This is a genomic window from Streptomyces sp. NPDC002788 (assembly GCF_053592115.1).
In genome coordinates this window covers 180,289-206,085 of the sequence record NZ_JBSFVB010000004.1, presented here as the reverse complement: position 1 = coordinate 206,085, position 25,797 = coordinate 180,289, and the positions used below count along the sequence as shown (strand labels likewise).

The following is a 25,797-nucleotide window of genomic DNA, read 5'->3' as shown; positions in this document are numbered from 1 at the left end:
TGTTCGCATGAACACCATGACACTCTGGCACATCACCGGCTGGGAGTTCGCCGCCCTCGCCTTCGCGGCCCTGCTCGTCGGCTTCTCCAAGACCGCCGTGAGCGGGGCCAACACCGTCAGCCTCGCCCTCTTCGCCGCGGTGCTGCCCGCCCGCGCCTCCACCGGCGTGCTGCTGCCGGTCCTGATCGCCGGAGACCTCCTCGCCGTCGCCACCTACCGGCGGCACGCGCACTGGCCCACGCTGTGGCGGCTCTTCCCCGCGGTCGCCGCGGGCGTCGTCGTCGGCACCGTGTTCCTGATGTGGGCCGACGACGCGATCGTACGGACGTCGATCGGCGCGATCCTGCTGCTGATGGCGGCCGTGACCGTGTGGCGCAGGCGAACGGCGGACACGGAGGAGGAGCCGGAGCCGGTCACCACCCGGGCCGGCCGTCTCAAGGCCCGCGCCTACGGCGTTCTCGGCGGTTTCACCACCATGGTCGCCAACGCGGGCGGCCCGGTGATGTCGATGTACCTGCTGTCGGCAGGCTTCCGCAAGCTCGGCTTCCTCGGCACGTCGGCGTTCTTCTTCCTGATCGTCAACGTCGCCAAGCTGCCCTTCAGCGCCGGGCTGGGCCTGATCGACGGCCGCTCGCTCCTCCTCGACCTGGCACTCGTGGTGTTCGTCGTGCCCGGCGCGCTGTTCGGGAAGTGGGCGGTGCACAAAATCAACCAGCGGCTGTTCGAGCAGTTGGTCATCGCGGCCACGATCGTCGGCGGCCTGCAACTACTGCTGCGCTGACCCCCGCAGCAGCGCCGGGAGATCCGCGAACGAGTCGATCACATGGCCGGGCGATCCGTCGGCGGCCCGCAGCGACTTCGCCTGGAACTTGCCGGTCCGCATGAGGACCCCGGTGATCCCCGCCCGCTGCGCCGCCAGCACGTCGGACACGTCGTCCCCGACCATCATGGTCTCCGTGGGCGGTCTCGGGCCGATCGCGGCGCGGCGCCGGATGCCGCCCGAGGTGCTGCCGCCGGTCCGCGTCACACCTGTGGGCTATGTGCGCCTGCTCGAACATCCGCCCGTTGCCCGGTGCTGGGAGCCCCGGTCGTATCAGTCACGGGGGTGCCTGCGCAGCAGGTAGGTGTCCATGATCCAGCCCTTCCGCTCGCGGGCCTCGGCCCGCAGGCGCTCGATGCGGGGCGCCGCCTCGGCGATCGGGCCGGAGACGAGGATCTCGTCCTGGGTGCCGAGGTAGGCACCCCAGTAGATGTCGATGTCCTCGTCCGTGAACTGCCGGAAGGCCCGGCGGGCGTCGAGCATCACGACCACGTCGTCCACGCCCTCCGGGAGACCCTCGGCGAGCCGTCGGCCCGTGGTGATCTGCACCGGCCGGGCGACGCGGCTGAGACCCGTCCGGTGCCGGGCGGCGAGCGCCGAGACGCTGCTGATGCCGGGCAGGACGTCGTACTCGAACGCCACGGCGCCGCGCTCCAGCACCTCCTCCAGGATCGCCGACGTGCTGTCGTACAGCGAGGGATCGCCCCACACCAGGAACGCGCCGGTCTGCTCCTCGCCGAGCTCCTCCACGATCAGCCGCTCGTAGACGCCGGCCCGGGCCCCGCGCCAGTCCCCGACGGCCAAGGCGTAGGCCGTACCGTCGGCCACGCGGTCCCGCTCCGGGTCGCGTGCCTCGACGACCCGGTACGTCCCCTGCGGCAGGTGCGTGCCGAGCATGTCCCGGCGCAACCTGATGAGGTCCGAGGTCACCTCGCCCTTGTCGAGGACGAAGAACACGTCCGTGTCCCGCATGGCCCGGACCGCCTGCAGGGTCAGATGGTCGGGGTCGCCCGCGCCGATACCGATGACATGGATCTTTCGCACGCGTCGAGTCTGCCGCAGGCCACTGACAGGACGGCTGTCGCGTGCCGGGTCAGTGCCGGGCGAGCGCGCCTCCGGCGTCGTCCCGGGTCAGCGCCCCGCGCCCGCTCCCCGCAGCCGGGGCGCCCGCGCCCCCGCATCCACGGCCCGGCCCTCCCGCTCCACCTCCCCGGCCAGCTCCCGCGCCCACGCGGCCACGCCCCCGATGTCGATCCCGTGCGGCCGCGGCTGCCCGGAGCCGGACACCCACGCCTCGGCCGCGCCCGCCCCGCGCCTCAGCAGGCGCGCCCCGCCCGTGAGGTTGCCGCGTGCGGCATGCGTGAGCCCCACGGCGAGCTGGGCCAGCCCCCTCCACAGCTCACGCTCCTCCTCGGGCCCCGACTTCCAGGCGTCCTCGAAGACCTCGTGCGCGTGGAAGGGTTTCCCCTCGTCCAGCAGCCGCTGCGCCTCGGTGACGGACTCCTCCGGGGTGCGGACCACGCCCTCGGGCTGCCGGGGCACGCCGTCCTCGCCGTACGGCAGGGGCCGTCCGAGACCGTCCCGCGGCCGGGCGTTGCGCGCCCGGCCCTCGCTGTCGCGGTCCCGTGCGTCGCCCGGCCGGCCCGAGTAGGTCTCTCCTGTGCTGCCCATACGCCGATTGTCCCGCCCGGCCCGCTTTCGGCGCGGGCAGGGGTGTGGGGTAAAGTGCTGTTCGCGCGATCACGCCGGTCACGGCGGGTGGCGCGCACCGGGACGTGGCGCAGCTTGGTAGCGCACTTGACTGGGGGTCAAGGGGTCGCAGGTTCAAATCCTGTCGTCCCGACGGTGCGAAGGGCCCCGCAGGCCGATGCCTGCGGGGCTCTTCGTCGTGTGTACGCCCTCTCCCCGCTTCCCGGTGCCTGCGCCCTTGCCTTGGAGAGCACTCCAGGCTGAAGACTCCTCCCCGAGCCCCGACACCCGGGGCAATGCAGGAGGGAGCACCAGCCATGAAGTACCGCACGATCGGCACGGACCCCCGAACCCGCCGCGAGGTGAGCGTGCTCGCGCTCGGCGCGATGCTGTTCGGCTCGGTGACGGACGAGGCGACGTCCTTCGCCGTGCTCGACCGCTACGTCGAAGCCGGTGGGAACTTCATCGACACGTCCGACAACTACGCCTTCTGGGTCGACGGCGGCCAGGGCGGCCAGAGCGAGGAACTCCTCGGCCGATGGCGGCGCAGCCGCGGCATCGGCGACGAGATCGTCATCGCGACCAAGCTCGGCGCCCGCCCCCTGGCACCTGGCACCAGCTACGTCGACAACCCCGAGGGCCTGTCGGCGAAGGTGATCCGCGAGTCCGCCGCACGCAGTCGAGACCGGCTCGGCGTGGCCAGGATCGACGTGCTGTACGCCCACATCGAGGACCGCACCGTCCCGCTCCAGGAGACGGTCGAGGCCTTCGCCGGACTGGTCGCCGAGGGCACCGTCGGACTGCTCGGCGTCAGCAACCACGCCACCTGGCGCGTCGAGCGGGCCCGGGCCCTGGCCGCCGCGGCCGGACTGCCCGGCTACGAGGTGCTGCAGTACGCGCACACCCACCTGCGCCCCCGCACCGACGTACCCGACGCCCTCTTCCCGGACGGCAGCCTCGGCCACGCCGGCCCCGATCTGCTCGACTACCTCAGGGCCGAACCGGGCCTGACCCTGGTCGCCTACTCGCCGCTGCTGAAGGGCGCCTACACCCGCCCCGAGCGGCTGCCCGCCGACTTCGACCATCCCGGCACCCCGGCCCGCCGCGCGGTGCTCCATGACGTGGCCCGGGAGACCGGCGCGACCGTCAACCAGGTCGTGCTCGCCTGGCAGATCGGCGGCCGACTGCCGATCGTGCCGCTCGCCGGGGTCTCCTCGGTGGCCCAGCTGGAGGAGAACCTGGCGGCGGTCGACCTGGAACTGACCGCCGAGCAGCGAGCCCGGCTGGACGCGGCGCACTGAGGGGTCCTTGCACCATGACCGTCCGATCAGGTCGCGTGGTCCGGTGCCGTGCATCGCAACGCGCCTAAGTGCCCTGGTAGCGGAGCTACCTGGGCGGTTGGGCAACGCGGCGAGGCGCGGTGCCAGGCCGCACGACCCGGGCGGGCACAGTGCAAGGACCCCTGAGTCGGGGGGCCGGACCGTGGGACCGTGGAGGGAACCGGACATCCGGACCTCCCGGAAGGAGCACCGGCCATGAGAATCCGCCCGGCCCGCCCCGCCGCCCAGTCGATCAGAACCACTGCGGAAGGCCTCATGTGGGAGCCCAGCGAGCGCTGGGTGCGCGGCCGCAAGGGCGACGTCACCGTCGTCGACAGCCGGCACCCGGTCCTCGTCTGGGAACCCCACCTGCCCGTGCCGCAGTACGCCTTCCCGCGCGAGGAGGTCCGCACCGACCTCCTCCACCCGGCGAAGAGCCCGCCCGTCGGCGCACACACCGGCTCCCGGGTCTTCTACGACCTCGACGCCGACGGCGACGTGCGACAGAACGCGGCCTGGACGTTCCCCGCCGACGACTTGGCCGGCCACATCGCCTTCGAGTGGTTCCTGCGTGCCGACACGGGCCTCGACCACTGGTACGAGGAGGACGAGGAGATCTTCATCCATCCCCGTGACCCGCACAAACGCGTGGACGTGCTGGCGAGCAGCCGCCACGTCCGGGTCGAGATCGACGGGCGGGTCGTCGCGGACAGCCACGCGCCGGTCCTGCTCTTCGAGACGTCTCTGCCCACGCGGTACTACCTCCCCCGCGAGGACGTCCGCCTCGACCTGTTCGACGCCACCGACCACAGCACCGGCTGCCCCTACAAGGGCACCGCCGCGTACTGGTCCTGGCGCGGCGAGGGCGACGTACCGCCCGACATCCTCTGGGCCTACCCGGAGCCGCTGCCCGCGGTCGCGGCGATCCGGGGGCGGGTCGCCTTCTTCAACGAGGTCGTGGACATCACGGTGGACGGCGAGCGCCTGGAGCGCACTCAGACGCCGTTCAGCCGGATGCTGCGGAGGAAGAGCCACCGGTGAAGCTGTCGAGCAGGGCGTCCAGACCGGCCGCGAGGCCCTCGGGACCGCCCCGCTCGGCGAGCGCGGCCGCCGTCTCCCGCAGCGTCGGCAGGTCCTTGGGGGACAGCCGGTGCAGCCCCAGCCGGAAGGCGGGATCGGTCTCGTCGGGGTTGTCCACCATGGGGCGCAGCTCCACGGACACATAGCCCAGCAGCCAGGCGGTGAAGGCGCGGAACATGCCGGCCGCGGCCGCCTCGCCGAAACCGGCGCCCCGCAGCAGTGCGAGCACCCGCTCGTGGTCCCGCAGCACCGCGCCGGGCCGCCGTGCCAGCGGCACCGCCAGCAGACGCGTGGCGAGCAGCGGCACCGCCTGGGGGTGCGTGAGGCACACGTCGTAGGTCGCGCGGGCGATCCGGTGCAGCCCGGCCCGCCAGTCCGCGTCCTCGCCCGGGTCCTCGGCCAGCCGCTCCTCCAGCTCCAGATACAGGGCCTCGACCAGCCCGTCGAGCAGGGAGTCCTTGCTCGAGGCGTACCGGTAGAGCGCCATGGCCTCGACGCCGAGCTCGGTACCGAGACGGCGCATGCTCAACGCCGAGAGTCCTTCGCGGTCCACCAGCTGCAGGGCGCTGGCCAGCACCCGCTCCCGGTTCAGCCGGCCGTACCGGCCGCGGTCGCTGGCGCGCCGGGCCTCCCGTGGTCCACGGCTGTTCGCCATGCTGCCTCCTCGGTGTGCGGAAGGACGGAGCGGGACTCCTACGACGTACACATACACGATCGCGGCCGAGTAGCACCTCAACCGAGCTGCGCCGATGATGAAAAGAGGCGATATGCGGGGTATGTGCGGGGCATCAGGCTGAAGGAAGTGCCGGATGACGTTGACCGAGGAGCTGAGAGGCCTCCTGCCGCTGCGCCCCGCCCCTCTTCTGACGCGTCCCGCCGATCTGCTGGCGGCCCGCAGGCTCGCGGACTCGCTCGGCGCCGGCGGTGACCCGTACCGGCCGCGGCGGACCTTCTCCGACCTCCTCGTCTTCCGGCTCGACGGCGGCGGTGCGCAGGCCGCCTTGGTCAAACACCCCCGCAGCGCACGCGCGGCCGTATCGCTGGCGCACGAGTGCGAGGCCGTGCGACTGCTGGCCCGGGACGAGCGTCTCGGTTCATGGCGGCGGCTGCTTCCCGTCGTGCGGGAAAGCCGCCTGGAGGGTCAGCTGCCGGTGGTGGTGGAGTCCTGCCTGCCGGGCGTCGGGGCCGACGCGTTCCTGCGGAGTTCCCCGGGGCCGGCCCGCCGGATCGCCGTGTCCGCCCTCTCGGCGATCCGCGAACTGCACCTCGCCACCGGACGGACGAAGGACGTCACACCCCGGGTGGCCGACTGGGTGGAGCCCCGGCTGGACGTCCTCACGGAGGAGGTCCGCTGGTGCCGCCGGGGTGAGGGCGCGGAAGCGCTGGCGACCGTGCGGGAACTCCTGGAGCGGGAGCTGACCGGGCGCCGGCTGCTGGTGGGGTGGACGCACGGCGACTTCCACCCCGGGAACGTGCTGCTGTCGCGGGACCACGGGACGCTGTCCGGGGTGATCGACTGGGCCGGCGCCGTCCCGGAGGGCCCCACCCTGCTCGACTGCCACACCTTCGTGCTGACCCTGCGGCACCAGCTCGCCGGCCGGGAGTTCGGCGAGGTCGTCGCCGATGTCGTACGGCGTGCCTCCCTCAGGCCCGAGGACCGGCGGCTGCTGGCCGAGGCGCGGGCCCTGGAACTCGGCACCCGGGGGGAAACGGCCGTCACCGTGCTGACCTGGCTGTGGCACGTCGCGGGGAACCTGGAGAAATCGGCCCGGTACGCGCGCAGCCACCGCTGGGTCGCCGACAACGTCGTGTCGGTCCTCGGCGAGGTGCTGGCGCACGAGGGCGAGGCCCCGGCGCAGGCGACGGCGCCGAGCCCACGCCCCCGCGGGAGGACACCGTGAACGCGCCCGCCGAACTCGTGATCGACACCGCGGCCGGTCCCGCCCACGTCACGACCCCCGCGCCCCGCCCGATCTGGTGGGAGCTGGCCGAGCGGGACGCGGACCTCAGCGTCACGCAGACACCGACCTGGCTCGACTGCCTGTGCGAGACCGGGCCGTACCGGGACGCCAGCCGCCTCTACGCGTTTCCCGACGGCAGCCGGATCGTCCTGCCACTCGTCAGCAGGAGGCGGCGCCCCCGCCGGCTGGACACGGAGGAGTCCTGGCCGGCCGGCTGGGGGATCGGCGGGCCGGTGACCCCCGGGGGCGTCGTGGGTCCCGAGCAGGCACGGGCGCTCTTCGACGACCTGGCGCACCGGCCCGCCCTGCGCGTCGGCGTGCGTTTCCGGCCGCAGGGCGCGGAGCTGTGGGAGCGGGCCGCCCCGGGCATCTTCCGGCTGGAGTCCCACACGAACCAGGCGGTGGACCTCGACGGCGGCTTCGAAACGGTGTGGCGGGACCGCTTCCACACCCGGGTCCGGCGTGACGTCAAGCGCGCCGAGAAGGCGCACCTCGACGTGGAGGTGGACCGCACCGGTCGGCTCGTCCCCGTCTTCCAGCAGCTGTACGACCAGTCGATCGAGCGTTGGGCCGCACAGCAGCACGAGCCGCCGGCGCTGGCCCGGTGGCGCCGGAGACGGGAGTTCCCCACCGAGCGGCTGGCCGCGGTGGCCGCCCGCTTCGGCGCGTCCTGCGCGCTCTGGGTGGCCTGGGACGCCGGGGAGCCCGCCGCGGCCATCGTGGTCCTCCGGCACGGCCCGCACGCCAAGTTCTGGCGGGCGGCCATGAACCGGGACGTGGCCCATCCGGTCCGGGCCACGCCGCTGCTGTACCGGCTGGCCGTCGAGGAGGCGTGCGAGCAGGGCTGCCGGATCTTCGACCTGGGCGAGTCAGCCCCGGGCTCCTCGCTGGAGCACTTCAAGGCCGGTTTCGGGGCGGTGAGCCGCCCGTCTCCCCGCTACTGGCGGGAACGGCTGCCCCTCTCCGCGGTCGAGCGCGGGCTGCGGACGGCCGTCAAACGCGTGATCCGGTTCCAGGACGCCTGAGGGGCGCCGCTCAGGCGCGGTCCTTCCAGATGTCCAGGGGCTCGGCATCGGCGCTGTGGCCGAGCTGGTCGAGGTCGTAGGCGTCCAGGATCGTGCGCAACAGCCCGTACAGGTTGTTCGGCTGGTCGTGGTCGCCCGGCTCCACCTGCTCGCCGACGACGACGGTCGGGATGTGGTTGTCCTCGTCCTCGCCGCCCTCGTCCTCGTCCCAGGTGACCACCAGGAGGCTGTTGTTGGTCATGGCCCACTCCGCGTAGTCCCCGAGGTTCTCGCGCAGCCAGGCGTCGCCCCGTTCGATGCCGCCGTCGTGCATGTCGTTCTCGAGGTTCGGCACGACGAAGGAGACGTGCGGCAGGTCCGAGAAGTCCTCGGGGAAATCCGTCCACGGGCGGTTGACGGAGTCCGGCAGGTTCGTGAAGTTCACCCACGGCGCGTGCCGGCGTACGTACGGGCCGCTGGTGCAGCCCTTGAAGCCGACTCTCGGCAGGCTCTCCGCGTAACCGGTGAACGTCAGGTCGGCCTGCAGCAGCAGGGAAGCGAGGTTGCGGGAGGTGAAGTCGTTCGGGCAGTCGTTGTCGACGCCCTGCGTGGAACCGGAGAACAGGGCCAGATAGTTCGGCTGGCTCGGATACGTGATGGCGAAGAACTGCGTGAGGTTGGCGCCCTTGCGGGCCAGGTCGTTGATGAACGGGGCATCGGGCGAGCCGATGATGTCCTCGTAGCCGCGGTTCTCCTCGACGACCACCACGATGTGGTCCGGCCGGGGGACGTCGTCGTCCCGGCCAGAGGAGCCGCAGCCCGCGACCGGCAGGAGCGCCGCCAGGGCGGCGGAGGCGGCGACGAGCGACGTCCGCATGCGGCGCACCGGCCGGGACGAGGTCCTCACTCGTGGCGTCACTGCACTCCTCTGATGGCCGGTTCCATCGCGCTGCCGGTCGCACCAAACGGCAGTAACGTAATTTTTAGCACTTATGCCGCGTATCGGTCGGCATGGATCGCTGATGTGGGCCGATGAAGGAAGCGCCGCCGAGAGGCGTTCCCCGGCCTGGTCGTCGCACCCGCCGTGCGGGAGGCATCTCCATGGGCAAGCGTTCGCCGCTGATGACGGGTCAGTGGGCGCCGCGTGCCACCGTCGAGCCGCGGCGAGCCGGTGACACGGCGCTGGCACCGCCCGGACAGCGGCGGACGACGGCACTGCAGTGGGCGGCGCGGGCCGCCCTTCCCGTCTCGCTCGTCCTGTGGCTGCTCTCCCTGCGCCACGTGAACCTGAACGCCATGACCGACCTGGGCCTGCTCCAGGTGCTGCCGGTGCTCTTCTGGGTCGCCCTCGGGGTGCTCGCCCTCGGCTTCTGCGTGGCCCTGTCCGACCGGCGGACCCGGGGCGGCTGGTTCGCCGCCCACGTCCTCGTCCTGATCGCGGTCCTGCACGCCACGCCCGCCCTGCTGTATCCCACGCTCCGCTACGGCTGGGCGTGGAAGCACGTCGCGGTCGTCGACGCCATGATCCGCAACGGCGGCGACGTGCCCGGCGCGGAGAAACTCGACGTCTACGACCAGTGGCCGGGCTTCTTCCACCTCAACGCCCTGGTGGTGCAGGCCACCGGCCTGGAGTCGTCCCTCGGCTACGCGGTGTGGGCGCCGCCCGTCGTGAACGCCCTGCTGATCGCCCCCCTGCTGCTGATCTACCGGTCCGTGACCACCGACCGCAGGCTGATCTGGGGAGCCGTCTGGGTCTACTACTCCTGCTCGTGGGTGGGGCAGGACTACTTCGCCCCCCAGGCGTTCGCGTTCCTGCTCTTCGTCACGCTGATCGCCCTGGTGACGGGACAGCTGCGGGCGTCGGCGGAGCGGCCTTTGGGCTCCAGGGCCAGGGCATGGCCCGCGGGCAGGTTCCTGGCCGCGGTGCTGATCATGGCGGTGATCGTCTGCTCGCACCCCCTGACCCCGCTGATGATGATCAGCGCGCTGGCCGCGCTGTCGCTGCCGCGCCGCAACAGACGCGTGCTGCTGCCGGTGCTGGGCGCCGGGGTGCTGCTCACCCTGGCCTGGGACGCCACCGTCGCCCGGCCGTTCGTCTCGGACAATCTGAGCGAGTTCGTGAGCTCCCTGCTGCAGCCGGACGCCAACGTGGTCTCCGGGCTGGCGGCGCTGGGCGGCGCCGCCCCCGGACAGGTGACGGTCTCCTGGGTCGACCGGGGCCTGTCCGCCGCGGTGTTCCTGATGGCGGCCCTCGCGTTCGTCAGCCGGCGCTGGACCCGCCGCACGGCCATGCCGCTGCTCGTCCTCGCCCCGATGCCGGTCCTCGTCGCGAACGCCTACGGCGGCGAGATGATCTTCCGCGCCTATCTGTTCGCGCTGCCCGCGGCCGCCCTCCTCGTCTCGGCGCTGCTGTTCGAGTCCCGCAGACATCCGCGGCTGCGCGTGCTCGCGGTCGCCCCGGTGCTCCTGGCGATGCTCGGCGGACTGCTCTTCGGCTACTACGGCAAGGAGTCGGCCAACTACTTCACCAAGGACGAGGTGGCCGCCACCCGCTTCGTCACGGCCACCACACCGCCCGGATCCCTGATCGTCTCCCTCACCTCGGACGTGCCCGGCCTGGAGATGAACTACGACAAGCACCCGCGGATCCAGCTCAACGAACAGGAACTCAAGGTCCGGCAGCGGCTGGTGCAGGACCCGATCGAGGGGCTGGAGCCGTTCATCGACGGTGCCACCGTGCGTGAGCCGGCCTACATCGTGCTCAGCCGCGCGCAGGCAGCCGAGTGCTATCTGAACGGCATCCTGCCCGCCGACACCATGCAGCGGATGGACACCGCGATGTCGAACACCTGGGGCTTCGTGCAGGTGTTCCGCAACAAGGACGCCGTGGTCTACCGGTACCAGAACCCCGACCGGAGTGAGTCGTCATGACCACGCTTCCCACCAGCCTTCCGCCGCAGTGGAGGTGGCCGCTTCGCATCGGGCTCGCGTTGTCCGGCTGGATCGCGCTCGCCGCTACCTCGACCTTGGCGGACGCGGGCGTCCCGCGCCTGCTGATCGTCTGTGCCTTCCTGCTCCTGTGCCCGGGGATCGCAGCCACCCGGTGGGCCAGGCCCACGCCCTGGCACGACCGCGGCTGGCCGCTCGTCGTGGAGACCGCGTTCCTGTCGCTGGCCCTCAGCCTGTGCCTGGCGCTCCTCGCGGTGGAGCCGTTCTACCTCAGCGACTCCTTCACCACGGCCCGCGTGATCGGCACCCTGGCGGCCATCACGTCACTGCTGGCCCTGCTGCCCACCCCGGGCAGCCGCCGGCCCGGCGCGCGGCGCACCGGCCCCGACGGCGCACCGTCAGCACCCCTCAGCCGGCCCCCGCCCGCGCCGGGCACGCGGCACGGCTCGGGCGCCACGGTCCGGCCGGCACCCGAACGGCCCGGCGGGACACGGCGCCCGGACCGGCCGAGCGACCGCGTCACCGTCGCCGTCGTCGGTGCCGGACCGTACGGCCTGGCCACCGCCTGCCATCTGCGCGCCGCCGGAGCGCGGCCCCGCGTCTTCGGGCAGCCGATGGAGTCATGGCGGGCTCACATGCCCGAGGGCATGCTCCTGCAGACCGTCCCGGCCGCCTCCACCATCGCGGCCCCGCAACGCGGCTACGGGTTCGCGGACTTCCAAGCGGCACGGGGGCCGACCCGGGCGGACGACCGCCGCCCGGTGCCGCTCGAGGAGTACGTCGACTACGGACGGTGGTTCCAGGAGCACCAAGTGCCCGAACTGGAGCCCTGCCGGGTGCGGCGGATCCGGGCCGCGGACGGCGGCTTCCGGCTGCTCCTCGACTCCGGCGAGGAGCCGCTCGCCGCCTCCGTGGTGCTCGCCACCGGCGCGGTGCCCTTCGCCTACGTCCCGCGGAAATTGCGCGCGGGCGCCGAGCAAGGCCTCGTCTCGCACAGCAGCGAGCACACGGACCTGCGCCGCTTCGCGGGGGAGCGGGTGGCCGTCCTCGGGGCCGGGCAGTCCGCGCTCGAGTGCGCCACCCTGCTGCACGAGGCCGGAGCCCGGCCCACCGTCGTCGCCCGCACCCCGGCCGTCCTCTTCGACCCGCCGCCACCGAACGGAACGGGCGCCCGCTCCCGGCCGCCCGGCTCGCCGCTCGGCCGCGGGCGCCCGCTGCTGGGCGCCGTCAGCCGCAGCGGGGCGGCCTACCGCCGGCTCCCGGCACCGCTGCGCATGGAGTTGCTGCGCGCCGTACCGAGGCCGTCCGGTGCCTGGTGGCTGAAGGAGCGGGCGGCGGGCCGTTTCCCGGTGCTGTGCGGCCGTACGCTGGTCGCCGCCGAGCCGGGTTACGGAGTCGTCCGCCTGCGGCTGCTCGACCAGTACGGCCGGCCCGAGGACATCGTGGCCGACCACGTCCTCGCCGCCACCGGCTACCGGGTCGACGTGCGCCGTCTGGACCTGCTGGAGCCGGGCCTCAGGCGGTCGCTGCGGGTCTTCGCCGGGGCGCCGGTGCTCACCTCCGGGTTCGAGTCCTCCACGCCCGGCCTCTACTTCACCGGGCTCGCGGCGGCGCCGAGTTTCGGGCCGCTGCTGCGGTTCGTCACGGGCACCGGCTTCGCCGCGCGCCGTCTCACCGCCGCCGTCGCGGCCGGAAAACGGCGGTAGTCCCCGTGCCCGCGCGACGGCTGCGAGCCGCTCTGGCCACCCTGGCGATGACGCTGGTGCTGGCCGTGGGCTGCGGCGCCACCGAGCCGGAGGCACCCAGGCCCGAGCCCGTCCCGCAGGACTGGAAACTGACGTTCCGTGACGAGTTCGACGGCTCGGAACTCGACACCGACCGCTGGGCGACCTGCTACGACTGGAACGAGGACGGGTGCACCAACAGCGGCAACGACGAAAAGCAGTGGTACCTGCCCGGCCAGGTCTCCGTCGGCGACGGGCACCTCAGCCTCGACGCCGAGCGGCGCTCCACCCGCGGCAGCGACGACCGGACCTACCCCTGGCGCTCCGGCATGATCTCCACCGGCCGGGACGACTGGTACGCCGAACCCCGGCACGTCTTCACGTACGGGTACTTCGAGGCGTCCATCAGGATCCCCGCACAGGCGGGTATGTTCCCCGCGTTCTGGATGATGCCGGCGTCCAAATTCACGCCCCCCGAGCTGGACATCATGGAGTTCCTCGAGCGCACGGACCGGGTCATGATGTACGTGCACTGGCGCAGCCCGGAAGGCGACCAGCGGGCGCGGGGGACATTCGGGCCTGTCCCGTTCCCGGAGAGGCATCACGTCTTCGGCCTGCTCTGGACCCCCGACGAGGTGAGCTGGTACGTCGACGGTGTCCGCAGGTTCCGGGTGACCGAGCCCGAGCGGATCCCTCACGTGCCCATGGAGGTCCTGATCAATCTCGCCGTCGGAGTGCCCCGGTCGCCGCCGGCGGCGGTGGACTCCGCCCGGATGACGGTGGACTGGGTGCGGATCTGGCAGGAGTGAAGGAGGTCAGCGCGCCGGTGCGGGCAGCGACGGGTAAGGGAGGTCGATGCCCGCGCGCAGCCGCCGGTACCTGCGCCAGGCCCTCGTGCGGGCCGGCTCGGGAAACGGCGCGACGGGTGCTCCCGCTCCCTGCGCCCAGGCCAGGAACCGGTCCCGTGCCGTGTCGGCGCGCACCATCAGCCGGGCGATGCGCAGCACTTCGTCCGCGCCGGAGCTGAAGCCGTACCGGACGGCCGTCGCCGAGGTCCAGCCCGCCTCGTCCACCAGGCTGCGGACCGCGCGGTCGGAGTAGCCGTGGGGGTAGGCGAAGGCGTCGACGCGATGTCCGAGGGCGTCCTCCAGGCGGGCCTTGCAGCCCTCGATCTCCTCCCGGGCGGCCTGCCGGGGGAGAGTGTCCAGTTGCGGGTGGGTGCGGGTGTGCCCGCCGATCTCGACGAGCGGGTCCAGCTCCCGCACCTGACGCCAGGTCAGCATCGGCGCGGGAGGGAAGAGACTGCCGTGCTCCGCCGGCCAGTACGGTCCGCCCAGCGCGCCCGTGGTGACGTAGAGGGTCGCCGGCAGGCCCCGGGCGGCGAGCAGCGGCGCCACCGTGGAGTGGAAGTCCGCGAACCCGTCGTCGAAGGTCAGCACGGCCGACCGGGCCGGCAGCGGCGGGCCGCCCCGCACCGCGGCGACCAGGCGCCGCAGCGGGACGATCTCGAGGCCGCTGTCGGCGAGGAGGCCGAGCTGCTCGGCGAAGACGCGGGGGCTCACCGTGAACGGGGCGATCCACGCGGGCGGGTCGGCGGACACCGAGTGGTACAGGAGGACGGGGACGGGCTGGTGCGTCATGCCGGGCTCCCGTGTGCGGGCGCGCGGGGGGCCGGGGCGGGAGGTGCGGGGACGGCGGAGCGCCGGGCGCGCACGGAGCCCACGGCGTATCCCAGGGCGGTGGCGCTCACCCCGAGGGCCAGGGCGAGGGCGGTGCGCACCGGAGCGGGCCGGCCCGGGCGCAGGGCCTCGCGGAAGGCGCGCGGGATCGTCTTCGTCAGGTAGGCGCGCTCGCTGGACAGGGCGGCGGGGCCGTCGCTGTAGCGGGCCACCAGCGCTTTGGAGAGCCCCTCGGCGTAGCAGCGGGACCGGAAGTACGACCACGTGGCGCGTGCGGCGGGGACCCGGTGCCGGACGGCGGCCGAGGGGTCGTAGAGCAGTACGGTGTCGGGGCGACGGGAGGCGATGCGCAGGCACAGTTCCGTCTCCTCGCAGCCCAGGGGCCGTGTGCCCACCCGCCCGAGGTCCGTGCGGAAGCCGCCGGTCGTGTCGAGCGCGTCCTTGCGGAAGGACATGTTGGCCCCGATGAAGTTGCGTATCGGCGCGCGTTCCTCGGGCAGACCGCGGTACGAGCAGCCGACCACCCAGTCGAACTCCGGGGGGAACCAGGCCGGCCGGTCCGTCTCCCACCAGGGGACGACGAGCCCGCCGACGCCGACGACCCGCGGGTCGCGATAGTCGGCCAGCAGGCGGTCCGCCCACGAGGGGTGGGCGGTCGCGTCGTCGTCGAGGAAGGCCACCACGTCCCCCACGGCCGCTTCGACGCCGGTGTTCCGGGCGCCTGACAGACCCTTGCGCTGCCGGTTGGGCAGTACCCGGACGCCGTGCAGCAGACGGCCTGCGAGCCGGTGGAGTTCCGGGCAGTGGTCGACGACCAGCACGACGTCGTCCGGTGGCCGGCGCTGGGACTGGACGGAGGTGATGGCGGCTTGGAGATCCTCCCAGCGGTCGAGCGTGTAGGCGCACACGACGACCGAGAGGCTCGGTGCGGTGTTCATGAGGTTCTCCCGGAGGTCATGACGTGCTCCCGGAACCGGGTACCAGCCAGCGGGACCGCCAGATCAGCAGCGGTGCGGCGATCAGGCACTCGGCTGCCAGCCAGGCGATGCCGGCGCCCGTCACGCCGAACACCGGCAGCAGGAGCTGGACCATGCCCAGCACCAGCACGCACAGGGCGATCTGCAGCCCGACCACCAGGCGCATGCGGCGCTGGGCCCGCAGCACGTCCACGGCCACGCTGAACACCAGGTTGGGCAGCGCGGACAGGGCCAGCAGACGCAGCGGGGTGGTGCCGTGCTCGGCGTAGCCGGGCCCGAACAACTGCAGGATCCAAGGGGCCCCGGCGACGATGACGGCGACGCCGGCGGCCAGCATCGTCCCGGAGTGGCGCAGCACCCGCAGCCCCTGCTCCGCGAGCCGTTCGGGGCGGCGCACCGCCTCGACGACCAGCGAGCTGCCCATGTTGCGAACCACCAGGAACAGCACGTAGCCGATGATCCAGGCGAGTGAGAAGTAGGCGCTCTGCTCCGCCCCGAGGACGCTCAGCACCATCAGGGGCACGAGCGTGTAGGCGGCCATCCGGAACAGGGAGCCCGTGTAGTCGGCCGCCGCGTAGCTGAGCAGCCGCGGCGGGCGCACGGCCTCCGGGTTCTCCCGTTCGTGGCGCGGCACGGCTCGCCGCAGCAGCAGGTAGTTGGCCACGAGGAGGGAGACGAGCAGGCCGCCCGCCCAGGACAGCAGGATCCCGGTCTTCAGGACCAGCAGGGCACCACCGGCGAGCAGCGCGATCTTGGTGAAGGCGAAGACCATGTTCTCCGCCACGACCCAGCCCGGGCGGCGCATCGCCGTCAGTGCTCCGTCCTGCAGGACGAAGATGGTGTACGCGGCGGTCGCAGCCACGAACCACACGGCGACCAGGGGGTCGCGCAGGAAGGCCAGTTCGGGCGAGAGGGCGGGCACGAGGAGGACGAAGACGAGGCAGACCAGGGCGCTCCACGAGGCGGTCACCGCGTAGCAGGTGAGCAGCAGTCTGCGGGTCTGCCGTCCGGAGCAGGGCAGGAACCGGATCAGGAAGTCGTTGAGGTTGAGCTGGCCGATGTTGGCCAGGAGCAGGGACGCGGACAGGGCGGAGTAGCTCACGCCCACGACCTCGTCGTCGTACCAGTGGGTGGCGAACAGCCAGAAGATCGCGCCGACTCCGGCGTTGACCAGGGAACTGACCGCCAGTAGATGGCCGTTGCGCACCAGCGGTTCGCTGGGCAGGACGCGGGCGATGCCGGTGCGTACCGCTGTGGTCAGCGACCGCCCCCGGCCGGGTGTGTCCGTGGCCTCGGGCCTGTCGACTGCCTCCTGGGGCATGTGCACGGTCTCTCCTCAGGCCCCGCTGCCGCCGGTGTGGTTGCGGCGGCGGCTGCGCAGATAACCGACCGGCCCGTACAGCAGGCCGCGCAGTTCCAGGCGGGCGAGCCGTCGCGACCGCGCGGTGTCCGCCTCCGCCTTGCGGTGCGCCTGAGCCAGGGCGTACCGGACGCCCCGGGGCAGCCTGCGCAGCAGGGCCGGGATCATGCGGGGCTCGTGCACCAGGGCGCCGGTGAGGTACGCGCCGAGCCCGGCCCCGTAGCCGAACGCCTGGGCGTCCAAGGCGTCCTGGGTGCGGCGGTGGCGGTGCCAGACGATCGCGTCCGGCTGGTAGGCCAGGGTGTGACCGGCCGTCAGGACCCGGAAGAAGGCGAGCAGGTCGTCGCCGCCGTGGGCCGGGGTTCCGGTGCCCGTGGCCGGGTCGAAGCCGCCCAGCGCCCGCAGCGCGGAGGTGCGGAAAGCCATGTTGGTGCCGGAGCCGAAGCGCCCGGCCGTGAAGGGGAACAGCGGGTCTTCAGGCGGATGGCGCAGGGACCAGGTGCGCGGGGCGTACCCCTTGGCGAAGCCGCCGTGGTGCTCCAGGGCGGCCTGGGCGGCGGTCTCCAGTTCGGCCGGGACGATGAGTCCGGTGACGCAGCCGACTCCTGGATCCTGGGCGAAGCCGGCCGCGATCGCGGCGAGCCAGCCCGGGTCGACCAGGGTGTCGTCGTCGGTGAAGGCGGCGATCTCGCCCCGGGCGGCGGCCAGGCCGCGGTTGTGCGCGTGGGCCAGGCCCGCCACCGGCTCCCGGACGTAGCGCACCCGGTCCCCGTACGCGTCGCGGACCAGCCGCTCGGCCGTGTCGTCGGCCGGGGCGTTGTCCACGACGATCACCTCGAAGTGCGGATAGTCCACCCGCAGCAGCGAGTCCAGACACTCGCGGAGCATCCGTGGCCGGTCGTGCGTCGCGATGATCACGCTGATGGACGGCGGGGCGAGCACGGGTGCCCGGGCGGGAGTTCCCGTGCGCGGGAGCAGGAACCGCCGCCGGGCCGTGTCGGCCGCCGACCACCACAGCTCCTCGGGCGCGTCGCCCTCGTCGCCGGCCGCTGTGACCAGCCCCAGGGGACGGCCGCGCAGCCGCACCAGGGCCAGCACCGGCGCCGTCGGGCGGACCGGTCCCGGCCCCCCGGGCAGGCGGAACTCGTACGGTCGCGTCAGATCCATGTCGACGACCCCGACCGGCGCGTATGCCGGCTCGGGCGAGCCTGGATGCGGCGCCGGGGTGCGGGAGGCGGCCGCCGGACGCCGGGTGACGCTCATGCCGGACTCCTCGCGGCCCGTGGGGCGGACCGCGCCCCGGGCCGCTCGGACAGCAGCGTGCGCAGCACCCGGCGGCCGTCCGAGATCGCGTGCAGGTTGGAACGTCCGCTGCGCCGGGGCAGTTCGAGGCTCGGGACCTCGGCGATGCGCAGGCCCGAACGCAGGGCGTGCGCGATCATCTCGGTTTCGATCTCGAACCCCGAGGAGTGCAGGTCGAGGTCGTCGAGGAAGTCGCGGCGGAAGGCGCAGAACCCGTAGCACAGGTCCGTCAGCTTGGCGTCGTAGAGGTGGTTCACGGCGGCCAGGAGCACCTGGTTGCCGAGCCGCCGGATGCGTGTGATGTCGAGGGAGCCGCCGCCCGCGATGAATCTGGAGCCCTTGACGAAGTCGAAGCCGTTGTCGAGGAAGTGCAGGTAGTGCGGGATCTCCCCGGGCAGCATGCTGCCGTCCGCGTCCATCATCACGATGTAGTCGCCGGTGGCGGAGACGAAACCGGTGCGCAGGGCGTTCCCCTTGCCCGGGCCGCTCTGCCCGACGTGGCGGACGGTCGGCAGGCACCGGGTCGCCATGTGCACCGTGCAGTCGACGGAGTCCCCGTCGACCAGGATGACCTCGTCGACGCAGTCCGGGATCTGCTCGAAGACCCAGGGGATGTTGCGCGCCTCGTTGCGGGCGGGGACGACCAGGCTCACGGTGGCCCGCGGCGGGGGTCGGTCCTCGGCCCGGCGCAGGGGGTGCGCGGGCCGGTCCGGGTGCGCGGAGCCGTTGCCGTCGGCTTGGGCGACGAAGGAGGGGTGCTCGGTCAGGCGATGCGTTTTTTTCATGATGCCGTGTCTTCCGGTGGAGCGTCTTCCTGGGAAGACGCCATATGTTTACGGCGTATACGTACATCTTGCGCGTTTTGTCCGTTACGTCAAGAGGTGCGCTGCTTCCGCCGTCGGGGAGGTCTGGGCCGGGCGCCTTGTCAGGCGTAGGGTGGAAAGCGGCAAAGTGCACGTCGGCGTAGCCCCCGATCATGAATGCACCCATCGAGGATTACGCCCTCGTCAGCGATCTGGAGACGGCCGCCATGGTCGGCCGGGACGGGTCGGTCGACTGGCTCTGCCTGCCACGCTTCGACTCCCCGGCCTGCCTGGCGGCCCTGCTGGGCACCGAGGACAACGGACACTGGCGCCTCGCCCCTGTCTCCGGCGGCCTCTGCACGCGCCGCTCCTACCGCGCCGACACGCTGGTCCTCGACTCCGTCTGGGAGACCCCGACAGGGACGGTACGCGTCACCGACCTCATGCCTCCGCGGGCCGACGTGCCGTGCATCGTCCGCCTCGTCGAGGGCCTGTCGGGCACGGTGGACCTGCGCAGCGAACTGCGGCTCCGCTTCCACCAGGGCCGTGTCGTCCCCTGGGTCCGGGACGTCGGCCAGTGCACCGTGGCGGTCGCCGGCCCGGACGCCGTCTGGCTCGGTGCCGACGGCCATGTGCGGGACCGGGGTGACGAGGAGGCCACCGTCTGGGAATTCACCGTCACGGCCGGGCGCCGGCTGGCCCTCACCCTGGGGTGGACCCCCTCGCACCGGCCCGCGCCCCCCTCGCCCATGTCCGTCCCCGCGGAGACCGCCCTGAAGGAGACCGTCGACTTCTGGCGACGCTGGGCCGCCCAGTGCCGCTACCGGGGACCGTGGCGGGACGCCGTGGTGCGTTCCCTGATCACCCTCAAGGCCCTCACCTACGCCCCCACGGGCGGTATCGTCGCCGCCCCCACCACCTCGCTGCCCGGAACCATCGGCGGCGAGAGCAACTGGGACTACCGGTTCTGCTGGCTGCGCGACTCCAGTCGGACCCTGTCCTGCCTGTTGCGCAGCGGATACCGGGAGGAGGCCACGGCCTGGCTGGGCTGGCTGGTGCGGGCCATCGCGGGCGACCCCGCCGACCTGCAGACGGTCTACGGCGTCAAGGGCCAGCGGCTGCTGCCCGAGACCGAGGCACCCTGGCTCCCCGGCTACGAGGACTCCCGGCCCGTGCGGTTCGGCACCTCGGCCGTCAGCTGCTTCCAGCTGGACCTGTACGGCGAGGTCATGGACACGCTGTGGCTGTCGCTGCGCGCCGGGATCCCGATGCCGGCCCATGTGTGGGAGCTGGTCGAGTCGCTCATGGGGTTCCTGCTGCGGCACTGGCGCGAACCGGACCAGGGCCTGTGGCAGGTGGGCGGCCGGCGACGCCAGTTCGTGCACTCCAAGGTCATGACCTGGGTGGCCGCCGACCGCGCCGTGCGCATGGGCGAGCTGCTCGGGCGCAACGGCTCCTCCGGGCAGTGGCGCGCCATGCGCGAGGAGGTGCACCGGGAGGTCTGCCGTGAGGGCTGGGACACCACCCACCGGTCCTTCGTGCAGTCCTACGGCGCACCCGGCCTGGACGCCTCGGCGCTGCTCATCCCCCGGGTCGGGTTCCTGCCCGCCCACGACGAGCGGGTGCGCGGCACCGTACGCGCACTGAGCCGGCTCGACCACGGCGGATTCCTCCGGCGGTACACGCGGGGCGCCGGGCCCGGTGAAGCGGACGACGCCGAGGGCACCTTCGTCTCCTGCTCCCTCTGGTACGCAGACGCCCTCGCCGCCACGGGGCACCGGCAGCAGGCTCTGGAGGCCTTCGAACGGGTCCTCGCCACCCGCAACGACGTCGGTCTGCTGGCCGAGCAGTGGGACCCGGACGCGGGCCGCCAACTGGGCAACGCGCCCAAGGCGTTCAGCCACATCGCGCTGGTGGAGACGGCGTTCGGACTGTCACCGGAGTCCGCACGGAGCCGCCGCGGTCCGGGGGCGCGCCGGCGCTGACGCCGACGGGATCACGGCCCTCGGTCGGCCGCGTGCCGCCCGCTGTTCCGCTGCCGCAGCACGACTTCACCCTGTTCCAGCGTCAAGGGCCGGGCGAACAGGAAGCCCTGCCCGTACCGGCACCCGATGTCCGCCAGCAGCTCCCGCTGCGGCTGCTCCTCGATGCCCTCGGCGATCACCTGGAGGCCCAGGGTTTCGGCGAGATGGACGATCCCCTCGACCAGGGCGACCTGCTGGGGGTCGTGCGGGATGCCGTCGATGAACGACTTGTCGATCTTCAGCACGTCGATGGGGAAGTCCCGGAGATAGCGCAGCGAGGAGAACCCGGTGCCGAAATCGTCGACCGCGATGCGCACCCCGCGGTCCTTCAGCGCCTGGATCTGCGCGTCGATCTGCCGGGTCCGCCGCATGAGCACCGACTCGGTGAGTTCCAGTTGCAGCGTGCCCGGGGCGAGGCCGGTGGTGCCCAGGGCGGTGCACACCTCGTCCAGGAAGCCCGTGTCCCGCCACTGCCTGGCGGACACGTTGACGCTGAGGTACGGCAGGCCGAGCCCTGGCGTGCGGTGCTGGAGCCGGGCGAGGTCGGCCGTGGCCCTGCGCAGCACCCAGGCGCCCAGCGCCGAGATGTGCCCGGTCTCCTCGGCGAGCGGGATGAACTGCCCCGGCGGGACCGGATCGGGACCGAGTTCGGGCCAGCGGACCAGGGCCTCGAAGCCCACGACGTCGCCGCGCACGATGTCCACCACCGGCTGGTAGCGCAGGTCGAACTGCTCCTTGCTGACGGCCTGGTCGAGTCGCGCCTGCAGCTCGTGCCGCTCCACGACCCGGGTCCGCTGCTGGGGCTGGAACCGGCGCCAGGTGCGCTTGCCGGACGACTTGGCCGCGTAGAGGGCCAGATCGGCCAGTGCCAGGAGATCCCCGGCGTTCGTGCTGTCCTCGGCCGTGGCCACGCCCACGCTGGCCGAAACGCTCACCGTCTCCACCGCCAGGTGGAACGGCCGGCTCAGCGTCCGGACCACGTGGGCGGCCAGCACTTCGGCGTCGAGGGGCTGCTCCGCGTCCTCCATCAGCACGGCGAACTCGTCGCCGCCGAGCCGCGCCGCGGTGTCGGTACGGCGCAATGTCCCCGACAGGCGCTCGGCCACGGCGCACAGCAGCCGGTCGCCGACGGCGTGGCCGAGCGTGTCGTTGACGATCTTGAAGTCGTCCAGGTCGATGAAGAGCAGACAGGTCGTCGTCGACTCCCGGTGGCCCCGGCGCAGCGCGCGTTCGGTCCGCTCCAGCAGCAGGGTGCGGTTGGGCAGGCCGGTCAGGGCGTCGTGGAAGGCCCGCTGGGTCAGCTCGTGCTCCAGCTGCCGCTGCTCGGTCACGTCCCGCAGGGTGACGACCAGGCCGCCCACGGTCGGGTCCCGGCGCAGGTCGCGGCAGCGCACCTCCACCTCGATGCGGTCGGCGTCCCGGAGCACCCGCCAGCTGTCGTGCGCTTCCTGCGGGCCGTGGTCGCTCGTGGCGGCCAGGGTCCGGACGGCCCGGTCCCGTTCCCGCGGGTCCACCAGGTCCGGGAGCCGGATGCCGGTGAGTTCGGCGCTGCCGAACACGCTCGGCGCGGACGGGCTGGCGTAGCGGACGGTGGTGTCGTCGTCGACGATGAGGATGACGTCCGAGGCGTTGTGCACCAGGGTGCGGAAGTACGCCTCGTTCTCCTTGCGGATGACTTCCCTGCGCAGCGCGATGCGTTCCGTCGCGAGCCCCGCGTGCGAGGCGAGCAGCTCCAGAGAGCCGCGCATCTCGGTGAGCTGCCGTTCGGAGCCGGCCGCCAGCAGGGCGCCCGGGAGCTCGCCGCCGGCCGGCCGCTCGGGCTGGACCATGGGGCAGAGCAGAGTGGTCGGCAGATCGCCGAGCCGGGCGGCGATCTCGGGTCCGAGCGCCTCGACCGGAACCATGAGGGTGCGGCCCCGGGCCACCTCGGCGGGCCCGTCGCGCGCGGCACCGGGGTCCCCGGCCCAGGCGGGGCAGCGCGCCAGGCGCGCGTACAGGTCCTGGGCCTCCCCGGCCGACAGCAGCAGGGTCACGTGCCGGCCCTGCGGCCCGAACAGGGCGGTGACCGCTTCGCCACAGGCCCGCTCGATCTCCGCCGGCCAGAACGCGCCGACCAGGGACGCGGCCGCGGTGCGCAGGGCCAGCTCCCGCGTCATGGCCCGGCGGTGCGCGACGACCATCAGGGCGAGCCGGAGGATCACCAGCAGGAACAGCACGCCGGAGAACGCGGCCAGCAGGGTCGCGTCGTAGGCCAGGCCCACGCTCTCCTCGTGGACGAGGATCGCGGGCGGGATCAGGGTCGCGGTGGCGAGCAGCAGCAGCCGGCGCCGGGGCGGCAGCAGCGACTGCGGCTGGGGGTCGGGGGCGGTCAGCCGCGCCATCGAGGGGTGCAGCGCGGCCAGGCCCCAGGCCGTGCAGAACACGATCCGCCCGAGGTCCGGCAGGGTGTCCGGCTGCCAGGTTTCGTTGAGCCGCAGGAGGCCGTCGGCGAGGTCGGAGGCGAGCAGCGCCAGGGCGCCGAGGACGAGCAGCCGCACGGACCGGTCGGGGCCGTGCCCGGGGCCGCGGGCGAGAAGCCGGGCGAGCAGGGCCAGCACCAGGACGTCCCCGAGCAGGTAGGCGACGGCGACCGTGCGCTGCTGCCAGGTCAGTCCCTCCTGGCGGGCCAGCGGCTGCACCAGGTACACCCACACCGGCAGTATGAGCCCCGCGGTGATGACCAGGGAGTCGAGCAGGACGGACAGGTCGCGGCCCGTCCAGCGGTAGCGCAGCAGACCGGACAGGCCCACGGCGAACAGGGGGTACATCAGCAGGCAGAAGGTGTCCGCCGGGGAGGGGAACGGAGGCGACGCCGAGAGGTACGCCTCCTGCGCGGTGTAGTAGGTGCCGCCCGCGGCGAGGACCAGCAGCCCCGCGGCGAGGACCAGCCACGACCCGCGGTGGGCGGGTCGGTGGATCCGCACCCCGGCGACGACGGCGGCCGCGCCTGCCGTCCCGACGAGGGCCCACACCGGCGTGCGCAACACTGGGACGCTCACGTAGACGACGCTGAAAACCGCGGCCAGCGTGAGATAGCCGGCCATCAGCCGGCCGGCCGGACCGCCTCTGCCGGGCGGCGGGGGCACGGCGGCTACTCCTTCGTCCCCGGCCCCTGCACGGTGTCCACATAGCCGTGCGGGTTGAGCCGTTGGAAGCGCCAGGCGTCCCGGCACACGTCGTCGAGACCCCGGGTGGGACGCCAGCCCCAGGCATGCCCGACGGCCGTGGCGTCGGCTACCAGCTCGGCGACGTCCCCGGGGCGGCGGGGCGCGATGTCGTACGGAATCGGCATGCCGCTGGCCCGGGAGAACGCCGAGACGACGTCGAGGACCGAACTGCCCGCTCCCGCACCCAGGTTGTACACCTGCATGCCCGGGGAGTCGGCCAGATGGTCCAGCGCGACGCGGTGCGCCTCGACGGCGTCCATGACGTGCAGATAATCCCGGATCCCGGTGCCGTCGGGGGTCGGGTAGTCGTCGCCGTAGACGGAGACCTTCTCGCGCCGGCCGACGGCCACCTGCGCGAGGCGGGGCAGCAGGTTCTCGGGGATGTGCGGCGGGTCCTCGCCGAGGAGCCCGCTGGGGTGGGCACCGGCCGGAACGGGGTAGCGCAGGCACAGCACGGTGTACTCGGGATGGCGGTGGCAGACGTCCGCGAGGATCTGCTCGCAGATCCATTTCGAGGCCGCGTACGGGGTGCCGGGCCGGACCGGGGTGGCCTCGTCGAGCGGACCGCCGTCGGCGTCGCCGTAGATCCAGCAGGAGGACGCGTAGACAAGCCGGTGCACCCCGTGGTCGTGCATGGTCCGCAGCAGGGCGGTGGTGCCGCCGATGTTGGTGTCGTAGTACGCGACGGGCATCCGTGTCGACAAGCCCCCGGCCTTGTGCGCGGCAAAGTGCACGACGGCGTCCACGGAGTGTCGGTCGAAGACGGCCGAAAGGGCGTGTCGATCACGGATGTCCAGCTCGTAGACGGCACCGACGAAGCGGCCGGCGATCCGTTCCACCCGGGCGAAGACCTGCGGTGTGCTGTTGGAGTAGTCGTCGACCACGATCACCTCGTAGCCGTGGTCCAGCAGTTCCACGCAGGTGTGGCTGCCCATGAAACCGGCCCCGCCGGTGACGAGAACAGTCGAGGGTGCCCACGAGGACTTGGCTCCTCGTACGGGCGGCGACTGTCTCCTGCGGGCCATGCCAGCACTCTCGCGTCGGGGGCGGCACCGTATGTTTACGGTGTATATGTACGACTTTGCACCCGGTTCCGGGGGTCGGTCAAGGCCTCACCAGCAACTGGAAGTCGAAGGTGTAGCGCGAGGCACGGTAGATGTGCGTGCCGTACTCGACCGGGCGCCCGGTGTCGTCGTAGGCCGTGCGCTGCATGGTGAGCAGGGCCGCACCCTCCCGCTCGTCCAGGCGGGCCGCCTCCTCGGCGGTGGCCGCCCGGGCTCCGACGCTCTGGCGGGCGCTGTGCAGCGTGATGCCCGCCGCGCGCATCATCCGGTACAGGCCGGTCGACTCCAGGCGGGCGTCGTCGAGGTCGAGCGGGGACGCCGGGAGGTAGTTGCACAGCAGGGCCACCGGCCGGCCGTGTGTACACCGCAGCCGTTCCAGGACGGTGACCTCACCGCCCTCGGGCACGCCGAGAGCGGCCGCCACGTCGCAGGAGGCCGGGACCGTCTCGTGGCGCACGACCTGCGTGGTCGGCCCCTGCCCGGCCGCCGCGAGGTCGTCGTAGAGGCTGCTCAGTTCCAGCGGTCGCTTGACCTGGCTGTGGACCACCTGCGTGCCCACCCCGCGCCGCCGGACCAGCAGTCCCTTGTCGACGAGGGACTGGATGGCCTGGCGGACGGTGGGACGGGACAGGCCGAGGCGCACCGACAGGTCCACCTCGTTGCCCAGCAGGTCGCCCGGGGTGAGGACCCCGTGCTCGATCGCCGCCTCCAGCTGCTGCGCGAACTGGTGGTACAGCGGCACGGGACTGCCCCGGTCCAGGGCGAAGTCCAGCGATCCGAGCGCCGGAGCGGCCGCGGTCCGGGCGCGGTCACCGGTCCTCGCCACGATCGCCCCC

The 25,797-nt window shown here is 72.8% G+C and carries 21 protein-coding genes, 1 tRNA gene and 1 pseudogene; 10 read left to right on the top strand and 13 right to left on the bottom strand.

The features are described from left to right. Positions 1-7: 7 nt before the first annotated feature. Positions 8-781: a sulfite exporter TauE/SafE family protein gene (locus ACWD1U_RS09945; protein WP_451106078.1), complete on the top strand. Its 774-nt coding sequence runs from the start codon at positions 8-10 to the stop codon at positions 779-781. Here the strand turns inward: ACWD1U_RS09945 and ACWD1U_RS09940 are convergent. From ACWD1U_RS09940 to ACWD1U_RS09930, 3 genes and pseudogenes are all read right to left on the bottom strand, one after another. Continuing rightward, positions 767-955, bottom strand: a pseudogene (locus ACWD1U_RS09940) (HAD hydrolase-like protein); the annotation flags it as partial. The gene ACWD1U_RS09945 and the pseudogene ACWD1U_RS09940 sit on opposite strands and share 15 nt — an antisense overlap. Before the next feature lie 138 nt (positions 956-1,093). Further along, positions 1,094-1,864: a precorrin-6A synthase (deacetylating) gene (gene cobF, locus ACWD1U_RS09935; protein WP_451106077.1), complete on the bottom strand. Its 771-nt coding sequence runs from the start codon at positions 1,862-1,864 to the stop codon at positions 1,094-1,096. Between the two features lie 87 nt (positions 1,865-1,951). Beyond that, positions 1,952-2,491 carry a DUF309 domain-containing protein gene (locus ACWD1U_RS09930; RefSeq protein ID WP_451106075.1) on the bottom strand — a complete coding sequence of 180 codons (540 nt, stop codon included), beginning with the start codon at positions 2,489-2,491 and terminating at the stop codon, positions 1,952-1,954. A 98-nt stretch (positions 2,492-2,589) separates the two neighbouring features. Between ACWD1U_RS09930 and ACWD1U_RS09925 the strand changes: the two genes are divergently transcribed. From ACWD1U_RS09925 to ACWD1U_RS09915, 3 genes are all read left to right on the top strand, one after another. Further along, positions 2,590-2,663, top strand: a tRNA-Pro gene (locus ACWD1U_RS09925). 163 nt (positions 2,664-2,826) lie between these two features. Next, positions 2,827-3,810, top strand: a complete 984-nt coding sequence (locus tag ACWD1U_RS09920; RefSeq protein ID WP_451106074.1) for an aldo/keto reductase — start codon at positions 2,827-2,829, stop codon at positions 3,808-3,810. 234 nt (positions 3,811-4,044) lie between these two features. Beyond that, positions 4,045-4,869 (top strand): DUF427 domain-containing protein, encoded by an 825-nt coding sequence (locus ACWD1U_RS09915; RefSeq protein ID WP_451106072.1) that lies wholly within the window; start codon positions 4,045-4,047, stop codon positions 4,867-4,869. Here ACWD1U_RS09915 and ACWD1U_RS09910 read toward each other — a convergent pair. Then, entirely contained in the window at positions 4,835-5,563 is a 729-nt protein-coding gene (locus ACWD1U_RS09910; RefSeq protein WP_451106070.1) for a TetR/AcrR family transcriptional regulator, read from the bottom strand. The genes ACWD1U_RS09915 and ACWD1U_RS09910 overlap by 35 nt on opposite strands. 154 nt (positions 5,564-5,717) lie before the next feature. Between ACWD1U_RS09910 and ACWD1U_RS09905 the strand changes: the two genes are divergently transcribed. Further along, positions 5,718-6,809: a phosphotransferase family protein gene (locus ACWD1U_RS09905; RefSeq protein ID WP_451106068.1), complete on the top strand. Its 1,092-nt coding sequence runs from the start codon at positions 5,718-5,720 to the stop codon at positions 6,807-6,809. Further along, positions 6,806-7,894 carry a GNAT family N-acetyltransferase gene (locus ACWD1U_RS09900; RefSeq protein WP_451106067.1) on the top strand — a complete coding sequence of 363 codons (1,089 nt, stop codon included), beginning with the start codon at positions 6,806-6,808 and terminating at the stop codon, positions 7,892-7,894. The genes ACWD1U_RS09905 and ACWD1U_RS09900 overlap by 4 nt, the downstream gene beginning before the upstream one ends. Positions 7,895-7,904: 10 nt before the next feature. Here the strand turns inward: ACWD1U_RS09900 and ACWD1U_RS09895 are convergent, their stop codons facing one another. Then, positions 7,905-8,750 carry an alkaline phosphatase family protein gene (locus tag ACWD1U_RS09895; RefSeq protein ID WP_451106065.1) on the bottom strand — a complete coding sequence of 282 codons (846 nt, stop codon included), beginning with the start codon at positions 8,748-8,750 and terminating at the stop codon, positions 7,905-7,907. A 224-nt stretch (positions 8,751-8,974) separates the two neighbouring features. On the opposite strand from ACWD1U_RS09895, the gene ACWD1U_RS09890 reads away from it, so the two are divergent. From ACWD1U_RS09890 to ACWD1U_RS09880, 3 genes are read left to right on the top strand one after another with little or no spacing between them, the layout of a single operon-like run. Next, positions 8,975-10,804, top strand: a complete 1,830-nt coding sequence (locus tag ACWD1U_RS09890; RefSeq protein WP_451106064.1) for a glycosyltransferase — start codon at positions 8,975-8,977, stop codon at positions 10,802-10,804. After that, a complete protein-coding gene (locus tag ACWD1U_RS09885) occupies positions 10,801-12,528 on the top strand; it encodes an NAD(P)-binding domain-containing protein (protein WP_451106062.1) in 1,728 nt (575 codons plus the stop codon). The genes ACWD1U_RS09890 and ACWD1U_RS09885 overlap by 4 nt, the downstream gene beginning before the upstream one ends. Before the next feature lie 5 nt (positions 12,529-12,533). Continuing rightward, a complete protein-coding gene (locus ACWD1U_RS09880) occupies positions 12,534-13,355 on the top strand; it encodes a glycoside hydrolase family 16 protein (RefSeq protein WP_451106061.1) in 822 nt (273 codons plus the stop codon). A 6-nt stretch (positions 13,356-13,361) separates the two neighbouring features. On the opposite strand, the gene ACWD1U_RS09875 is transcribed toward ACWD1U_RS09880, so the two are convergent. From ACWD1U_RS09875 to ACWD1U_RS09855, 5 genes are read right to left on the bottom strand one after another with little or no spacing between them, the layout of a single operon-like run. Then, the gene (locus ACWD1U_RS09875; protein WP_451106059.1) at positions 13,362-14,186 is read right to left on the bottom strand and encodes a polysaccharide deacetylase family protein; all 825 of its coding nucleotides are present in this window, start codon (positions 14,184-14,186) and stop codon (positions 13,362-13,364) included. Beyond that, positions 14,183-15,163 carry a glycosyltransferase family 2 protein gene (locus ACWD1U_RS09870; protein WP_451106057.1) on the bottom strand — a complete coding sequence of 327 codons (981 nt, stop codon included), beginning with the start codon at positions 15,161-15,163 and terminating at the stop codon, positions 14,183-14,185. The genes ACWD1U_RS09875 and ACWD1U_RS09870 overlap by 4 nt, the downstream gene beginning before the upstream one ends. 16 nt (positions 15,164-15,179) lie before the next feature. After that, the gene (locus ACWD1U_RS09865) at positions 15,180-16,523 is read right to left on the bottom strand and encodes a lipopolysaccharide biosynthesis protein (RefSeq protein WP_451106055.1); all 1,344 of its coding nucleotides are present in this window, start codon (positions 16,521-16,523) and stop codon (positions 15,180-15,182) included. Positions 16,524-16,538: 15 nt separating this feature from the next. Beyond that, entirely contained in the window at positions 16,539-17,825 is a 1,287-nt protein-coding gene (locus ACWD1U_RS09860; protein WP_451106053.1) for a glycosyltransferase, read from the bottom strand. Beyond that, positions 17,822-18,649: a glycosyltransferase family 2 protein gene (locus ACWD1U_RS09855; RefSeq protein ID WP_451106051.1), complete on the bottom strand. Its 828-nt coding sequence runs from the start codon at positions 18,647-18,649 to the stop codon at positions 17,822-17,824. Before ACWD1U_RS09855 ends, ACWD1U_RS09860 begins: the two co-directional genes overlap by 4 nt. A gap of 191 nt (positions 18,650-18,840) precedes the next feature. On the opposite strand from ACWD1U_RS09855, the gene ACWD1U_RS09850 reads away from it, so the two are divergent. Continuing rightward, positions 18,841-20,652 carry a glycoside hydrolase family 15 protein gene (locus ACWD1U_RS09850; RefSeq protein ID WP_451106049.1) on the top strand — a complete coding sequence of 604 codons (1,812 nt, stop codon included), beginning with the start codon at positions 18,841-18,843 and terminating at the stop codon, positions 20,650-20,652. A gap of 11 nt (positions 20,653-20,663) precedes the next feature. On the opposite strand, the gene ACWD1U_RS09845 is transcribed toward ACWD1U_RS09850, so the two are convergent. The 3 genes from ACWD1U_RS09845 to ACWD1U_RS09835 all read right to left on the bottom strand — a co-directional run bounded on the left by ACWD1U_RS09845 (position 20,664) and on the right by ACWD1U_RS09835 (position 25,787). Next, positions 20,664-23,774 (bottom strand): putative bifunctional diguanylate cyclase/phosphodiesterase, encoded by a 3,111-nt coding sequence (locus ACWD1U_RS09845; protein WP_451106415.1) that lies wholly within the window; start codon positions 23,772-23,774, stop codon positions 20,664-20,666. Between the two features lie 47 nt (positions 23,775-23,821). Continuing rightward, positions 23,822-24,922 carry a UDP-glucose 4-epimerase GalE gene (gene galE, locus ACWD1U_RS09840; RefSeq protein ID WP_451106047.1) on the bottom strand — a complete coding sequence of 367 codons (1,101 nt, stop codon included), beginning with the start codon at positions 24,920-24,922 and terminating at the stop codon, positions 23,822-23,824. A gap of 79 nt (positions 24,923-25,001) precedes the next feature. After that, complete coding sequence (locus tag ACWD1U_RS09835; RefSeq protein ID WP_451106045.1) at positions 25,002-25,787, bottom strand: GntR family transcriptional regulator; 786 nt, start codon at positions 25,785-25,787, stop codon at positions 25,002-25,004. Positions 25,788-25,797: the final 10 nt, after the last annotated feature.

Coding starts and splice junctions, on each gene's coding strand:
- ACWD1U_RS09945 (WP_451106078.1), top strand. CDS start 8: ATGAACACCATGACACTCTGGCACATCACCGGCTGGGAGTTCGCCGCC.
- ACWD1U_RS09930 (WP_451106075.1), bottom strand. CDS start 2,491: ATGGGCAGCACAGGAGAGACCTACTCGGGCCGGCCGGGCGACGCACGG.
- ACWD1U_RS09920 (WP_451106074.1), top strand. CDS start 2,827: ATGAAGTACCGCACGATCGGCACGGACCCCCGAACCCGCCGCGAGGTG.
- ACWD1U_RS09915 (WP_451106072.1), top strand. CDS start 4,045: ATGAGAATCCGCCCGGCCCGCCCCGCCGCCCAGTCGATCAGAACCACT.
- ACWD1U_RS09910 (WP_451106070.1), bottom strand. CDS start 5,563: ATGGCGAACAGCCGTGGACCACGGGAGGCCCGGCGCGCCAGCGACCGC.
- ACWD1U_RS09905 (WP_451106068.1), top strand. CDS start 5,718: ATGACGTTGACCGAGGAGCTGAGAGGCCTCCTGCCGCTGCGCCCCGCC.
- ACWD1U_RS09895 (WP_451106065.1), bottom strand. CDS start 8,750: ATGCGGACGTCGCTCGTCGCCGCCTCCGCCGCCCTGGCGGCGCTCCTG.
- ACWD1U_RS09890 (WP_451106064.1), top strand. CDS start 8,975: ATGGGCAAGCGTTCGCCGCTGATGACGGGTCAGTGGGCGCCGCGTGCC.
- ACWD1U_RS09885 (WP_451106062.1), top strand. CDS start 10,801: ATGACCACGCTTCCCACCAGCCTTCCGCCGCAGTGGAGGTGGCCGCTT.
- ACWD1U_RS09875 (WP_451106059.1), bottom strand. CDS start 14,186: ATGACGCACCAGCCCGTCCCCGTCCTCCTGTACCACTCGGTGTCCGCC.
- ACWD1U_RS09870 (WP_451106057.1), bottom strand. CDS start 15,163: ATGAACACCGCACCGAGCCTCTCGGTCGTCGTGTGCGCCTACACGCTC.
- ACWD1U_RS09865 (WP_451106055.1), bottom strand. CDS start 16,523: ATGCCCCAGGAGGCAGTCGACAGGCCCGAGGCCACGGACACACCCGGC.
- ACWD1U_RS09860 (WP_451106053.1), bottom strand. CDS start 17,825: ATGAGCGTCACCCGGCGTCCGGCGGCCGCCTCCCGCACCCCGGCGCCG.
- ACWD1U_RS09855 (WP_451106051.1), bottom strand. CDS start 18,649: ATGAAAAAAACGCATCGCCTGACCGAGCACCCCTCCTTCGTCGCCCAA.
- ACWD1U_RS09850 (WP_451106049.1), top strand. CDS start 18,841: ATGAATGCACCCATCGAGGATTACGCCCTCGTCAGCGATCTGGAGACG.
- ACWD1U_RS09845 (WP_451106415.1), bottom strand. CDS start 23,774: ATGGCCGGCTATCTCACGCTGGCCGCGGTTTTCAGCGTCGTCTACGTG.
- galE (WP_451106047.1), bottom strand. CDS start 24,922: ATGGCCCGCAGGAGACAGTCGCCGCCCGTACGAGGAGCCAAGTCCTCG.